General features: G+C 72.8%; 11 protein-coding genes. 3 read left to right on the forward strand and 8 right to left on the reverse strand.

The features are described from left to right. The coding region (locus AB0H81_RS20770) for a DUF6716 putative glycosyltransferase (protein WP_358376746.1) at positions 1–1010 on the forward strand (1010 nt) is incomplete at its 5' end. A 194-nt stretch (positions 1011–1204) separates the two neighbouring features. Here AB0H81_RS20770 and AB0H81_RS20775 read toward each other — a convergent pair. The 5 genes from AB0H81_RS20775 to AB0H81_RS20795 form a co-directional block, all read right to left on the reverse strand. Continuing rightward, positions 1205–2458 carry an alpha-2,8-polysialyltransferase family protein gene (locus AB0H81_RS20775; protein WP_358376749.1) on the reverse strand — a complete coding sequence of 418 codons (1254 nt, stop codon included), beginning with the start codon at positions 2456–2458 and terminating at the stop codon, positions 1205–1207. After that, positions 2455–3435, reverse strand: a complete 981-nt coding sequence (locus AB0H81_RS20780) for a glycosyltransferase family 2 protein (protein ID WP_358376752.1) — start codon at positions 3433–3435, stop codon at positions 2455–2457. The genes AB0H81_RS20775 and AB0H81_RS20780 overlap by 4 nt, the downstream gene beginning before the upstream one ends. 31 nt (positions 3436–3466) lie before the next feature. Beyond that, complete coding sequence (locus AB0H81_RS20785) at positions 3467–5605, reverse strand: N-acetylneuraminate synthase family protein (RefSeq protein WP_358376755.1); 2139 nt, start codon at positions 5603–5605, stop codon at positions 3467–3469. Positions 5606–5667: 62 nt separating this feature from the next. Then, on the reverse strand, positions 5668–6345 hold the full coding sequence (locus AB0H81_RS20790) for a response regulator (protein ID WP_358376758.1): 678 nt from the start codon (positions 6343–6345) through the stop codon (positions 5668–5670). After that, entirely contained in the window at positions 6342–7835 is a 1494-nt protein-coding gene (locus AB0H81_RS20795) for a sensor histidine kinase (protein WP_358376761.1), read from the reverse strand. Before AB0H81_RS20795 ends, AB0H81_RS20790 begins: the two co-directional genes overlap by 4 nt. 136 nt (positions 7836–7971) lie before the next feature. Between AB0H81_RS20795 and AB0H81_RS20800 the strand changes: the two genes are divergently transcribed. Further along, on the forward strand, positions 7972–9309 hold the full coding sequence (locus tag AB0H81_RS20800) for a cation:dicarboxylase symporter family transporter (RefSeq protein ID WP_358376764.1): 1338 nt from the start codon (positions 7972–7974) through the stop codon (positions 9307–9309). Positions 9310–9372: 63 nt separating this feature from the next. Here AB0H81_RS20800 and AB0H81_RS20805 read toward each other — a convergent pair whose 3' ends face one another. The 3 genes from AB0H81_RS20805 to AB0H81_RS20815 form a co-directional block, all read right to left on the reverse strand. Continuing rightward, positions 9373–10203, reverse strand: a complete 831-nt coding sequence (locus AB0H81_RS20805) for an SAM-dependent methyltransferase (protein ID WP_358376767.1) — start codon at positions 10201–10203, stop codon at positions 9373–9375. A gap of 75 nt (positions 10204–10278) precedes the next feature. Beyond that, positions 10279–11631, reverse strand: a complete 1353-nt coding sequence (locus AB0H81_RS20810; RefSeq protein WP_358376770.1) for a HAMP domain-containing sensor histidine kinase — start codon at positions 11629–11631, stop codon at positions 10279–10281. 192 nt (positions 11632–11823) lie between these two features. Beyond that, positions 11824–13428, reverse strand: a complete 1605-nt coding sequence (locus AB0H81_RS20815; protein WP_358376773.1) for a glycoside hydrolase family 13 protein — start codon at positions 13426–13428, stop codon at positions 11824–11826. 309 nt (positions 13429–13737) lie between these two features. Here AB0H81_RS20815 and AB0H81_RS20820 point away from each other — a divergent pair, with 309 nt between their 5' ends. After that, complete coding sequence (locus AB0H81_RS20820; RefSeq protein ID WP_358376776.1) at positions 13738–15024, forward strand: maltose ABC transporter substrate-binding protein; 1287 nt, start codon at positions 13738–13740, stop codon at positions 15022–15024. The last annotated feature ends 2 nt before the right edge of the window (positions 15025–15026 follow it).

Below are 15026 nucleotides of genomic sequence, written 5' to 3' on the forward strand. Positions count from 1 at the left end.
GCCTCGCGCCGCAGCGCGCGGGCGGACAGCACGGGCGGCGCGAGGCCGAGCGGACCCGGCCCGACGTGATCCTCGTCGCCTGCACCGGCCCGGTCGTGGACGTGCTGGTCGCCGAGGTGCTGGACGGGCTGAGCCCCCGGCCGGTGTTCGCCACCGGCCTGCCCGGCATCTCGGTGCCCGCCACCGAGAAGGCGTGGCTCTTCCGCAGCGGCTGCGACCTGTTCGTGCTGCACAGCCGCCGGGAGGCGGCCGAGTTCGGGGAGATCGCCGCCCGGCTCGGCGGGGGAGGGGCGATCGGGCTGGCCCGGCTGCCGTTCCTGCGTCCGGGCCGGGCCGCGGGCGGCGGGAACCGGGTGGTGTTCGCCACCCAGGCCAAGGTGCCGCGCGAACGGGAGGAGCGCGAGCGGGTGCTGCAGGCGCTGGGGCGGCTCGCCGAACTGCGGCCGGACCTCGACGTGGTGGTCAAGCTGCGTGCCCTCGAGGGCGAGCGGCAGACGCACCGCGAGCGTCACCACTACCGGCGGCTCTGGCGCGAGCTGGGCGAGCCCGGGAGGCTGAGCTTCGCGGCCGGGCCCATGCACGAGCACCTGGAGCGGGCCGCCGGCTTCGTGACGGTCAGCTCGACCGCCGCGCTGGAGGCCGTCGCCCAGGGCGTGCCGTCGCTGGTGCTCGCCGACTTCGGGGTCAGCGCCGAGATGATCAACTTGGTGTTCGAGGGCAGCGGGCTGCTCGGGACCCTGGACATGCTCGCGGAGGGCGATTTCCGGACCGCAGACCCGGGGTGGTGCGCGGCCAACTACTTCCACCCGGCCGAGCTCGACGACTGGACGGACCTGCTGGCGGGACTGGCCGCCGGGCGGAGGACGCCGGCCCGGTCGCTGCTGGACGGCCCCGGGCACGCCGCCGCCCGCCGCCGGGCACGGCTCCGGCTGGAGGTGCCGCCGACGGTGCTGCGCTACGGCTACCGCGCCAGGCGCCGTGTCCGCCGCTACCTACGCGCCCTCACCTGACGGGCCGCATCCACCTGAGGGGCCGCATCCACCTGAGGGGCCGCATCGGCCTGACGTGCCGCCCCCGCTACCTGCGCGCCCGGGCGCCCGATCCGCCCAGCTCCGCACCTCACGCGCCTCGGGCCCCGACCGCCCGGCCCGCACAGGATGCGGGCGGGGGCCGGAGGGGTGTCATGGAAGGAACCGGGCGGCGGTCAGCGGGTGGCGCTGAGCTTGCGGCGCAGCCGGGAAAGGGCCGTCGGCCGGCCGGCCAGCCCGAGCGTCTCCAGCCGCTTGCGCTTGAAGTAGCGCGGGTCGAACGTCATCCCCGACGGCCGCAGGTCCGGGTACGCCTCGGCCTGCATGCAGTAGCCCACCGCCCGCACCAGCGCCTGCAGGTCCACGGCCGGGGCCTCCTGGGCCGAGCCGTCCTCCGACAACCGGGGCAGCAACGCGTCCACGAGCGTGACCGGGACGCGGTTGCTGTTCTCGTACGGGGTCAGCCGGTCCAGCACCAGGTCCGTCCCGTACGAGGCGACCGGCAGGCCGAAGTACCGCTGCGCCGTGACGAGCCCGGTCGAGAAGCACCCGACGACGAGCTCGGGACGCAGCGCCGCGAAGCACGCCTCGGCCGGGGTGCTCTCGTCGGCCACCACCAGCCGCACCCCAAGCCGCTCGGCGGCCGGGCGCAGCAGCCGGGCGTGGGCGCGTCCCGCCGACGGGTGCGGCTTGAACACGACCGTCTCGTGCCCCCGGGCGGCCAGCGCGCGCAGCATCGTCTCGTGCAGCGCCGCCTCCTCCTCGGGCGTGACGATGTCGAGCGCCGACAGGTACTGCCCGAGGATCATCGCCCGGGCGTCCATCATGTCGGGCGCGGTGGCCGTCACCTCCCGCACGACCGACAGGAACGCCGCGTCCGGCAGCACCTCGGCCGGCACCCCGTACTCGCCCAGCAGCAGCGGCTCCAGTCCCGGCACCAGGTCGAGGTGGAGCAGGCGGGTGACGCGGCGGAAGATCTCGGCCGGCAGCGGGTCCCGGGTCGGGCCGTAGCTCATCAGCCCGTCGGAGTAGACGGTGATCGGGCAGTCGCGCACCAGCCCGGCGATCGTCCGGGCCGGCGGTACCGCGATCGACTCCAGCACCAGCTCGTCCACCTCGCCGAGCCCCAGATGGGCGCGGATCAGCCGCTCCATCATCGGCACCTCGATCACCCGGGCCTTCCAGTCCGACGGGTGCAGCGGTGCGATGAGGTCGTTCCAGGAGTGGATCTCGTCGAAGCGGGAGCGCAGCGCGGCGAAGCCGGGCGCCCGGTCCAGCGGCACGGTGACCTCGGGTATCGCCGCGTTCGTCGACACGATGAGCACCCGGCGGCCCTCGCCGGAGCGGCCACCACCCAGATGTCCGGCGTCGATCGCGGCCGCCAGCGACATGGCCCCGAACAGCGTCGAGGCGTAGCAGACCGTCGTCATGAATCCTCCCGATCCCGGCGCGGCCGGACGAGGGGGCTGGGGGGCAGGTCCGGGAGCAGCGCCCGCAGCGCGCTCTCCCGCTGGACCGACATCCGGGAGACCGCGTCCACGACCAGGCCGGCGGGCAGCGCCCGCACGGCCTGCGCGCCGCGCTCCTCGAAGCGGGCCCGCAGCCGCGGCGTGAAACGGCCGGCCAGCTCCAGGTGGTGGGCGAGCAGCGCGCAGAAGTTGCGCACCGCTTTGGGCAGGAACTCCTCCTCCAGGTCCTTGAAGACCAGCTCGAAGGCGTCGAAGAAGTGGAGCTGCCGCTCGTCGCCGACCTGGGTCAGCGACCCCGCCACCTGCCGCCGGTAGAAGACGCCCGCGATCGACACCACGGCGAACGTGGCCGCCTCGCGGTGCAGCCGCCAGATCCACGGCCGGTCCTCGGCGGTGTGCAGCGACCCGGGGAAGTGCAGCAGGTCCCGCAGCGAGCGCCGGTAGACGCCGGCCCACGCGTACGGGTAGTCGACCATGGTGCGCACGTTCGCGGGCAGGATCGCGCTCCGGGGATCGAGCACCACGCCCCGCCGCGCCAGCGGAGCGCGGTGCACGACCCGTTTGCGGCCCTCGGCCTGGACGTGGTCGGCCCGCACGAAGTCGCAGCCGAGCCCGTCGATGGCCTCGACGAGCCGTTCCAGGTAGCCGGGGGCGAGCCAGTCGTCGCCGTCCATGAAGGTGACGTACCGGCCCGACGCGGCCGACAGCCCGGCGTTGCGCGCGTCCGCGAGCCCCAGCGGCACGGGGTTGCGGATCACGGACAGGCCGGGCAGGTCGCCGCGGAAGTCCTCGACGACGTCGGCGGTGGCGTCCACCGACCCGTCGTCCACCACGACGAACTCGAAGTCGCGCCGGGCGTTGCGGCGCAGGGAGGCGAGCGCGTCGGCGATGAAGCGCTCGCCGTCCCGCACCGGCACGACGACCGAGAGAGTGATCAAGTCTTTCCTCGCGAGGCGAAGGGGGGCGGGGTCAGGCGGTGACGCGGCGCAGGCGGGCCTTCGGGGCCTCTTCGCCGGGGAAGACCCGCTTGACGCCGTCGCCCAGGGCCTGCTCGATGATCCGGATGTCGCGCACGAGGTGATCCAGTCCGGACGGCTCCAGCGAGGCGGCGTGGTCGGAGCCCCACATGGTGCGGTCGAGCGTGATGTGCCGCTCCACGCACACCGCGCCGAGCGTCACCGCGGCCAGCGAGATCTGCAGCCCCCGCTCGTGGCCGGAGTAGCCGACCGGCACGCCGTAGCGCTCCTTGAGCGTGGTGATCGTGCGCAGGTTCGCCTCCTCCGGCGGCAGCGGGTACGTGGAGGTGGCGTGCATCATGATCAGCTCGCTGGTGCCGAGGATCTCGACGGCCCGGTCGATCTCGCTCAGCGTCGACATGCCCGTGGAGAGGATGACCGGCTTGCCCGTGGCGGCCAGGGCGCGCAGCAGCTCGTGGTCGGCGACGCCGGCCGAGGCCACCTTGTGCACCAGGACGTCCATCTCCTCCAGGAACTCCACGGAGGGCACGTCCCACGGCGAGGCGAACCAGTGCAGGCCCCGCTCGTCGCAGTGCTTGGCGATCTGCCGGTATTCGTCGAGGCCGAACTCGGTGCGCTCCTTGTACTCCAGGTACGTCATCTCGCCCCACGGCGTCTGCCGGATCTGGCCCTTCTGCTCCTCGGGCACGCAGATCGCGGGGGTGCGCTTCTGGAACTTGACGGCCTGGCAGCCGGCGTCGGCCGCGACGTCGATGAGGCGGCGGGCGAGGTCGAGGTCGCCGTTGTGGTTGATGCCGATCTCGCCGATCACGTACACCGGCATGCCGTCGCCGACGAGCACGTCGCCGATGGCGACCGGCGCCGGGGCGAGCCTGGGCCGCCCCTGGACGGCCGCGCCGAGCGCCGCCACCGGGGCGGGCGCGGGGGAGTCGAGGGTGGGGACGACGGAGGGGGCCGGCGTGCCGGGGACCAGCGGGGCGACGGGCGCGGCCGGAGCCGGGGCCGGGCGGGCGGCCAGCACCCGGTCGCACAGCTCGCGCACGGCCCCGTCCCCGCCCACGCGGGTGAGCACGACGCGGGCGGCGGCCCGCACCTTCGGGTGCGCGTCCGGCACCGCCACGGGCCAGCCCACCTCGCCCATCGGGCCGAGGTCGTTGACGTCGTTGCCGACGTAGGCGACGCGGGCCGGGTCGAGCCCCTCGATGGCCAGCCAGTCGCGCAGCACGGTCCGCTTGTCGGCGAGCCCCTGCAGGACCGGCACGCCGAGCTTGCGCGCCCGCGCGGCGACGACCGGGTTGTGCTCGGTGGACATGACGAGCACCTTCACGCCGGCCCTGCGCAGCAGCGAGACGCCCATGCCGTCGGAGCGGCTGACGAGGACCATCTCGCGGCCCTCGGAGTCGACGTAGGCGCGGTCGTCGGTGTGGACGCCGTCGAAGTCGGTGATGACGGCGTCGACGTCGATCGGCTCCGGCAGCTCGACGAACGGGGCGAGCGCCCGGACCAGTTCCAGGTCCTCGGGGTCGTCGATCTCGATGCCGTGCCGGGACGGGACGGGCTGGACGGCGACGGTGCCGAAGAAGCGGTGGCCGTGCTCGCGCAGGCCGGCGGCGCGCATGGCGTAGAAGGCGCCGTTCTCGCGGAACTGCGGCTCGCGGTCCTGCCGGCGCGGCCGTACGGCCGGGTCGTGGTTGACGCCGGCGCCGGCGGCCGTCCAGAGGAACTCGTGCGTCGGCAGCCCCGACACGACCGAGTCGGCCTCGCCGTCGAGGACCCTGCGCACGGCGGCGGACAGGTCGTCGGGGTCGATGAAGGCGCTGGTGCACTGCACGAGCACGACCACCTCGGGGTCCTCGCCGAGCGCGTCCAGCGCGTGCAGCACCGCCGACTCGCTGGAGGCGGTCGCGCCGCTCAGCTCCTCCGGGCGGTCGACCACGAGCGCCCCCGCCCGCCTGGCGGTCTCCGCGATGCCGGCGTGGTCGGTGCTGACCACCACCTGGTCGATCAGTTCGGCGCGCAGGCAGGCGCGCACGGCGCGGGCCACCAGCGGCACCCCGCCCACGGTGGCGAGGTTCTTCAGGGGGACGCCCGCCGAACCTCCACGGGCGGGAACTACGGCCAGGACTCGCAAGGTGACTCCTCAGTGCTATGGGATGCACCCAGAAGCTAGAGGCCCGGATTGAACGACCAGCGTCACTCCCCTGAACGTTGCGTGGGCATCCGGTAGAGCAACTCTGGACGGCCCACCCCGCCGTACTGGGGGAAGCGCATCGCGACACCCCGCTCCACCAGGTACTCCAGGTAGCGGCGGGCCGTCACCCGCGACACCCCGGCCGCCGCCCCCACGGCCTGCGCCGACACGCCCTCGGGCCGGTTGCGCAGCTCGGCCGCGACCGTGTCCAGCGTGTCCTGCGTCATGCCCTTGGGCAGCTCGCCGCCGGTGCCGCGCAGTGTGCCCAGCACCCGGTCCACGTCGCCCTGGCCGACGATCTCGCCGGCCTCCTCGCGGAAGGCGGCGTAGCGCGTCAGCTTGTCCCGCAGGGCGGCGAAGGGGAACGGCTTGAGCAGGTACTGCGAGACGCCCAGCGACACCGCCGAGCGCACCATGGCCAGGTCGCGCGCCGAGGTGATCGCGATGACGTCGCACATCAGCCCGCCCGCCCGCACGGCCCGGCACACCTCCAGCCCGTGCATGTCCGGCAGGTACAGGTCGAGCAGGATGAGGTCCACCGGCGTGTGCCGCAGGAAGCGCAGCGCGTCGCCGCCCGAGCGGGCCACCCCGGCCACCCGGAAGCCGGGCACCCGCTCCACGTAGATGCGGTTGGCCTCGGCCGTGATCTCCTCGTCCTCGACGACCAGCACCGTGATCATCGGATCCGCTCCGGCACCGGGAGCCGCACGGTGAACACCGAGCCTGCCACGTCGATCCTGCCGTCCAGCCGCCGCACCGCCTGGCCCACCAGCGCCAGGCCCAGCCCGTGGCCGTCGCCCTTGGTCGTCCAGCCGCGCCGGAACGCCTCGGGGGAGGTGAGCCCCGGCCCGTCGTCGGCCACCCGGATCAGCAGCTCGCGCTCGTCGCCGCGCAGGCAGACCTCCACCCGCGAGGCCGCGTCGATGGCGTTGTCGATGAGGTTGCCGAGGATGGTGACCAGCTCCCGCGTGTCGATGCCGAGGTCGTCGAGGTCGCTGTCCTGGCTGATGACCAGCTCGACGCCGCGCTCGGCCGCCTCCGAGCTCTTGCCGAGCAGCAGCGCCGCCAGCACCGGCTCGCGCACCGCGCCCATCACGTGGTCGGTCAGCTCCTGCGCCGCGCGCAGCTCGGCCGTGCCGAACGCCACCGCCTGCTCCGTGCGGCCCAGCTCGACCAGAGTGATGACGGTGTGCAGCCGGTTGGCCGCCTCGTGCGCCGCCGACCGCAGCGACTCGGCGAAGCCGCGCTCGGCGTCGAGCTGCCCGGCCAGCGCCTGCAGCTCCGTGTGGTCGCGTACGGTGACGACTGTGCCGAGGCGGCTGGCCGCGCCGTTGACCGCGAGCACGCGGTCGCCGACCAGGTGGATGCGCTCCTCCCGGGTGGTCAGCACGTCCGCCAGGCCGAGGCCGGCCACGTGCCGCCCCTCGGCGTCCTCCGGCAGGTTCAGCAACTGGCGGGCCGCGTCGTTGCAGAGCGTCAGCGTGCCGTCCTTGCCGACGAGCAGCAGTCCCTCCCGTACGGCGTGCAGGACGGCGTCGTGGTGCTCGTGGATGCGGCTCAGCTCCAGCGGCCCGAGCCCGTGGGTCTGGCGGCGCAGCCGCGAGGTCACCAGCCACGTGCCGCCGGCGCCCAGCCCGAGGGCGAGCACCGTGATGAGGCCCGTCCACACCAGGATCACGGACAGCTCGGCGCTGACCTTGTCCACCTTGATGCCCACGCTGACCAGCGCCGTGATGGCCCCTCCGACGCGGACCGGCACGACGGCGCGCACCGACGGGCCGAGCGTGCCCGTGTAGGTCTCGGTGAACGGGTGCCCCCGCAGCGCCTCCTCGGTGTGGCCGAGGAAGCGCCGCCCGATCTCGGCCGGGTTGGGGTGGGTGTAGCGGGTGCCGTCCGGCTTCATGATGGTGACGAAGTCGACGCCTGTGTCCTGGCGCACCCGCTCGGCGTACGGCTGGAGCCGGGTCGTCGGCGACGGGCCGGCCAGGGCGGCCCGCACGTCCGGCGAGGCCGCGACGCTGAGCGCCACGGCCTGGGACGTCGCTGCGGCCTGCCCGCCCACCACCTCGCGCGCCAGCACCGACTCCAGCACGGCGCCGCCCGCCACGGTCACGGCGATCACCACCAGCTGCAGGAGCAGCATCTGCCCCGCCAGGCTCCACCGTCGCATCGGGACCCCTCTGTCGCTTTCCACCTCGTCCGTCGCGGATCCGGTGAACGAAACTTACGCAATGGTGACGTGGGTCACCACCGGCCGCATAGTCACGCTGTGAGAACAGTCGCCCACAACGCTTGGAGAGCCCCCCATGCGTGACCGCACCCGCTACCTCTATCTGGCCGTCATCCTGGCCGTGCTGGCCGGAATCGTGGTCGGATTCCTCTGGCCTGACGTGGGCCAGGCACTCAAGCCGCTCGGCACGGGATTCGTGGCGCTCATCAAGATGATGATCAGCCCGATCATCTTCTGCACGATCGTGCTCGGCGTCGGCTCCGTGACCAAGGCCGCCAGCGTGGGCAAGGTAGGCGGGCTCGCGCTCGGTTACTTCCTCGTCATGTCGACTGTAGCCCTGGTCATCGGCCTGATGGTCGGCAACCTCATCGACCCGGGCAACGGCCTGCACCTGACCGACGCGGCCAAGCAGGCCGCGGCGGCCGAGGCGGCCAAGGGCGAGGCGACGAACACGGTCGACTTCCTGCTCGGCATCATTCCGACGACGCTCGTGTCGGCGTTCACCGAGGGGCAGGTGCTCCAGACGCTGCTGGTGGCGCTGCTCACCGGCTTCGCCCTCCAGGCGATGGGGCCCAAGGGCGCGCCCATCCTCAACGCCATCGGCCACATCCAGCGGCTGGTGTTCCGCATCCTCGCCATGATCATGTGGGCGGCGCCGGTCGGCGCGTTCGGCGCGATCGCGGCCGTCGTCGGCGCCACCGGCATCGACGCCCTCAAGAGCCTGGCCGTCATCATGGCCGCCTTCTACATCACCTGCGCGCTGTTCGTCGGCGTCGTGCTCGGCTCGCTGCTGTGGCTGTTCGCCCGGATCAACCTGTGGTCGCTGCTGCGCTACCTGGGCCGGGAGTTCCTGCTCATCCTGTCCACCTCGTCGTCGGAGTCGGCGCTGCCGCGGCTCATCGCCAAGATGGAGCACATGGGCGTCAGCCGCACCGTGGCCGGCATCACCGTGCCGACCGGCTACTCCTTCAACCTCGACGGCACCGCCATCTACCTGACCATGGCCACGCTGTTCATCGCCTCGGCGACGGGTGACCCGCTGCAGTTCGGCGAGCAGGTGGGGCTGCTGCTGTTCATGATGATCGCCTCGAAGGGCGCGGCCGGTGTGACCGGGGCCGGGCTCGCCACGCTGGCGGGCGGCCTCCAGTCGCACCGCCCCGAGCTGGTGGACGGCGTGGGCCTCATCGTCGGCATCGACCGGTTCATGTCGGAGGCGCGGGCGCTGACCAACTTCGCCGGCAACGCCGTGGCGACCGTGCTGGTCGGCACGTGGACGGGCGGGTTCGACCGGGAGCGGGCCCTTGAGGTGCTGGCCGGGCGCGACCCGTTCGACGAGGCCACGCTGCAGGACGCGGACGAGCGGGAGCCGGAGCCGCCGGCGGCCCAGGCCGATCGGGAGATGTCCCCGGTCTGATCCGCGGTGTGACGTACCGGCCGGGCGCCCGTGACGGGCGCCCGGCTTCGTCATTTCAGCTCGTCAGGACGGCTTGCGGCCGATGCCCGCGTACCCCATGCGGGCGAGCTCCTCGTCGATCACGGGAGGGTTGTCCGGGTCGATGAACGGCCAGCCGGTCTCCTCGCCCAGGCCGGTGGCCAGGCCCGGCGGGATGAGCTCGAAGTCGCCGAAGAACGCGGCGATCTCGTCCCCGGGACGCGGGCAGAACGGCGCGTTGGCCTGCTGGTAGAAGTCGCTGATCCGGCGCACCTGCTCCGGCGCGGTGTCGCTGCCGACGTGGGAGATGGCGAGGTAGCTGCCCGGCGCCAGCGCCTCGCGGTAGCGGGCCACGAACCCCTGGGGGTCGTCCTCGTCCGGCACCAGGTGCAGGAGGAACATCATGAGCAGCGCCACGGGCCTGTCGAAGTCGATCAGTTCGCGCACCGCGGGGTCGTTCAGGACCTCCTCCGGCCGGCGCGCGTCGGCCCGCACCATCGCCACCCGGTCGGGGGCGGCCAGCAACGCCCGCCCGTGGGTGGCCACCACCGGGTCGTTGTCCACGTACACCACCCGGGCGTCGGGGATGTGCCGCAGGGCGACCTCGTGCACGTTCTCCCGCGCGGGCAGCCCGGACCCGAGGTCGAGGAACTGGGTGATCCCCTGGTCGCACAGGTACTTCACCACCCGGCCGATCAGGGCGCGGTTCTCCTGGGTTCCGACCCGGATGTCGGGCATGACCTTGAGCACCATCTCCGCCAGGTCCCTGTCGGCCTGGAAGTTGTCCTTACCGCCGAGGAAGTAGTCGTACATCCGCGCCGCGTTGGGAACGTGCGGATCGATGCCCACCGGCGCCTGCTCCATCATGGCGCCCATGATTCCGGACCCAAGGGGTTTGAAGCCACTCATTCCCCTTATGTCGCGTTTCTCGTACGACGCGGCTTTCCGGGCTCAGTCCGGCAGGGCCGCCGACGGCAGGCGCAGCACGAAGCGGGCGCCGCCCTGGCAGTCCTCGACGGTCAGCTCGCCGCCGTGGGCCACCGCCACGTCCCGTGCGATCGCGAGGCCCAGCCCGGTGCCGCCCGCGTCGCGGCTGCGCGCCGCGTCCAGACGGGTGAACCGCTCGAAGATCCGCTCGCGGTCGTCCTCGGCGATCTCCGCGCCGTCGTTCTCCACGGCCAGCACGGCTGTGCCGTCCTCGCACCCCACCGACACCCTGACGTACCGGTCGGCGTGCCGCTCGGCGTTGTCGAGCAGGTTCGTCAGCAGCCGGGCGAGCTGGAGCCGTACGCCCTGGACGAGCACGCGGTCCTCGGCCGCCAGCCGGATCGGGACCCGGTCCTTGCGGACGGACAGCTCCTCGCGGACCAGCTCGCCGAGGTCCACCCACTCGTTCGCCGCGTCCACGCGCGAGCCGATCCGGGCCAGCAGGAGGAGGTCCGTGATGATCGCCTCCAGCCGGTCGGTGTCGCGCAGCGCGCTGGTCACGAGCGCGTCGAGGTCGGTGTCGTCCGGATAGAGCTGGGCGCTCTCCAGCTGGGCGCGCAGCCCGGCGATGGGGGTGCGCAGCTCGTGGGAGGCGTCGGAGGCGAACTGGCGCTGCTGGTGGGCCGAGCGCTCCAGGCGCGCGAGCGTCCCGTTGATGGAGGCGGCCAGCCCGGACAGCTCGTCGTCGCCGGGCGGCTGCATCACGCGGCGGCTCAGGTCGCTGGCGTTGATCTCGTCGAGCTGGGCCCGCATGGCCGCCACCGGCCGCAGGGCCCGGCCCATGATCATCCATGTGGCCCAGCCGGTGATGCCGATGAGGATCGCGGTCTCGATCGCGGCCACCGTCTCCAGGGTGTGGTCGTTCAGCACGGCGGGTGCCCGGCGGCCCGCGTACACGACGGTGGAGCTGGGTCCGAGCGACACGCGGACGGCGGTCAGGTACAGGCATGTCCCGGGCATGCAGGGGCGGGCGTTGATGACGCGGTTGTCGGGGGTCGGCCACACGTCGCTCAGGCGGGGCATGGTGGCGGCCGCGTCGCTGGCCGCCCTGATGCCGCCGTCGGGGGCGACGACCTGGATGAGCGGCACGGTCGGGTCGAGCACCGGGATCCGGCGGCCCCGCCACTCCGCTCCGGCGCGGGCCTCGGAGGCGATCCGCTCGGCCGTGTTCCGGGTGTCGCGTGCCACGCTGGCCGCGACCCAGGCGCGCGTCACGGTGACCGCCCCGATCCCGAACGGGATCAGCAGCACCGCCGCGACGAGCGTCGTGACGAGCGTGACACGCCCGCGAAGGGAGCGTGCCCAGATGCGGGACACGCCCCGAGATTACTAACCGTGACATTCGCCAGAAGTCGCGCGATGGGAAAGATTCACCCAACGACCCCGCCGCCCACCCCGCCCCCGACCGGACCCGCCTTCTGACGTGACGCGTCCCGTTAGTGGGGGGCGTCGCGGCGGGCGCTCGTCCCGCGACGCCGGGAAGGCTCGCGGGACCGGAGGGGGATCGGGTCAGGGGGTCTGGGGGGTGAGCTGGAGCCAGATCGTGGTGTCGGGGGCCACCGCGCCGGGGTCGGGCTGCGGGCCGCTCGACAGCAGGACCTCGCCGGCCAGCCCCAGCTCCGCCAGGGACACCGGCTCCTCGCCCGTGTTGAGCACGACGGCCAGCCCGGGGGAGCGTTCCAGGGCGAGCACGTCCTCGCGCCGCTCCAGCGTGGGGGCCTCCAGCCAGCGCAGCGTGCCGCCGCCCAGCGCCGGGTGCTCCTTGCGCAGCCGCAGCGCCGCCCGGTAGAGGTTCAGCGTCGAGCCGGGGTCGTCCTGCTGCGCCTCGGCCGACAGCCCCCGCCAGTCCTCGGGGATCGGCAGCCAGGGCTCGCGCCAGCCGCAGCCGGGCTCGGCGGTCCACGGCAGCGGCACGCGGCAGCCGTCGCGGCTCTCGCCGCTGCGCTTGAACGCCGGGTCCTGGCGCAGCTCGTCGGGCAGGTCGAGGACCTCGGGCAGGCCCAGCTCCTCGCCGTTGTAGAGGTAGGCGGAGCCGGGCAGCGCCAGCATGAGCAGCGTGGCGGCGCGGGCGCGGGCCAGGCCGCCGTGGCGGGTGACGTGGCGCGGCTTGTCGTGGTTGGACAGCACCCACGTGGTGGGCGCGCCGACCAGTTCGGCCTCGGCCAGCGACTTCTCGATGACCGCGCGGAACGACTTGGCGTGGTAGTCGGCCATCATGAAGTCGAACGAGAACGCCTGGTGCAGTTCGTCGGGCTGCACGTAACGGGCGAGCCGCTCGGGTGAGGCCACCCATGCCTCGGCCACGGCCATCCGGCCGCCGGGGTAGGAGTCGAGAATCGGCCGCCACTCGCGGTAGATGTCGTGGACGCCGTCCTGGTCGAAGTACGGCACCCGTTCGTCGCCGAGCAGCTCGACCTGGCGGCCCTCCTTCGGCCCGACGTCAGGCAGCCCGTCCGCCTTGATCATGCCGTGGGCCACGTCGACCCGGAACCCGTCGACGCCGCGGTCGAGCCAGAAGCGCAGGATGTCGCGGAACTCGGCGCGGACCTCGGGGTTCTCCCAGTTGAGGTCCGGCTGCTCGGGCGCGAACAGGTGGAGGTACCACTGCCCGTCCTCGGTCCGGGTCCAGGCGGGGCCGCCGAAGATGGACTCCCAGTCGTTGGGGGCGTCGCGGAAGACGTAGCGGTCGCGGCGCTCGCCGCGCAGCGCCTCCTGGAACCAGGGGTGCCGGTCGGAGGAGTGGTTGGGGACCAGGTCGACGATGATCCGGATGCCGAGCGCGTGGGCGTCGGCGACCAGCGCGTCGAAGTCGGCCAGCGTGCCGAACATGGGATCCACGTCGCGGTAGTCGGCCACGTCGTAGCCGGCGTCGGCCTGCGGCGAGGTGTAGAAGGGGCTGAGCCAGAGGGCGTCGACGCCCAGCTCGCTGAGGTAGCCGAGCCGGTCGCGCACGCCGGGCAGGTCGCCCATGCCGTCGCCGTCGGTGTCGGCGAAGCTGCGCGGATACACCTGGTACACGACGGCGTCGCGCCACCAGTCGTCGTTCGTGGCGGAGCCAGGCGGCAGGTCGCCCGGCAGCAGGTCGCCAGGCAGCGGGCGCGGCGTGGTGGCCATGGTGGTCCTTCTTCCCCCGGGGGTGGTTCGCGTTCCCGTGCAGGATGGCTCGCCGTCTCGCCGGAGGTCAAGCGCAAGTTGCGGAAACTTGCAGAGAAGGCCCTCGCGCCGGTCAGGACGCAGGGGCTCAGGTCAAGAAGGGGGCATGGCCGGTCTGGATCAGGTAACGCTTTTTGCAAGTTCTTCCAATTCTTGCAAAGTCTCGCTAACGTCCGGGAAACACAAGCCGCCGCCCAGGCGGCCCTACGGATCTTCCAGCGGCGGCGCCACTCCCGCGTCGCCGCTCCCTGCGTGACCTCAGGAGGTCCCATGCGTAAGCGAGCTCTGGGTGTGGCGGCACATGTGGCGGCCCTTTCCGCACTGGCGGCCGGCGTGACGGCCTGCGGCGGCGGTGAGCCGGCCGCGCCCTCGGCGGCGCCCACCGGGTCCAGCAGCGCCACCGCGCCCGCCGCCCAGGGCGGCAAGCTCGTGATCTGGGCCGACGCCAACCGGGTCAAGGCGCTCAAGCCCTTCGCCGAGCAGTTCGGCACCGAGAACGGTGTGACCGCCGAGGTGAAGGAGATCAGCAAGGACAACCAGCAGGTCTTCCTGACCGCCTCGCAGCAGGGCAGCGGCCCCGACATCATGGTCGGCGCGCACGACTGGATCGGCAACCTCGTGCAGAACGGCGCCATCGACCCGGTCAACCTCACCGAGGAGCAGAAGGCCGCCTTCCCCGAGATCGCCATGAAGGCCGTCACCTTCAACGGCCAGGTCTACGCCGCGCCGTACGCGGTGGAGAACATCGCGCTGATCCGCAACACCGACCTCGCGCCCGACGCGCCCGCCACGATCGAGGACCTCGTCGCCAAGGGCAAGGAGCTCAAGGACGCGGGCAAGGTCAAGGAGGTGCTCTGCCTGCCGGTCGCCCAGAAGGGCGACGCCTTCCACGTCTACCCGATCTTCGCCTCCGGCGGCGGCGCCCTGTTCGGCGCGACCGCGACGGGCGACCCGGACGCGAAGAAGGTGCTGGTCGGCTCGGCCGACTCGGTCAAGGCGTTCGACCGGCTGAAGAAGCTCGGCGAGAAGGGTGACGGGGCGCTCAAGACGTCCATCACCAACGAGAACTACATCGCGACCTTCGCCTCGAAGAAGTGCGCCTTCCTCGTCTCCGGCCCGTGGGCCATGGGCGACGTGAAGAAGGGCGGCTTCCCCTACGACATCACGCCCGTCCCGTCGTTCAAGGGCGGCAAGCCGGCCACTCCGTTCGTCGGCGTGCAGTCGTTCTTCGTCGCCGCCAAGGGCAAGAACAAGACGCTGGCGCAGGAGTTCGTCGCCAACTACGTGACCAACAAGGACGTCGCCAAGGCGCTCTACGCGGCCGACCCGCGCCCGCCGGCGCTGACCGCGGCGCTCCAGGAGGTCCAGGCGGCCGACGCCGACGCCGGCAAGTTCATGGAGGCCGGCAAGAACGGCTTCCCCATGCCGGCGATCCCCGAGATGGCGGCCATCTGGGAGCCGTTCGGCATCGCCGAGGCCGCGGTCGTCAAGGGCGGGGACGCCGCCAAGTCCGCCGAGGCGGCGCAGAAGGCCATCGACTCCTCGCTCAAGAACTGACG

Source organism: Nonomuraea sp. NPDC050691 (assembly GCF_040654455.1).
Lineage (GTDB): Bacteria > Actinomycetota > Actinomycetes > Streptosporangiales > Streptosporangiaceae > Nonomuraea.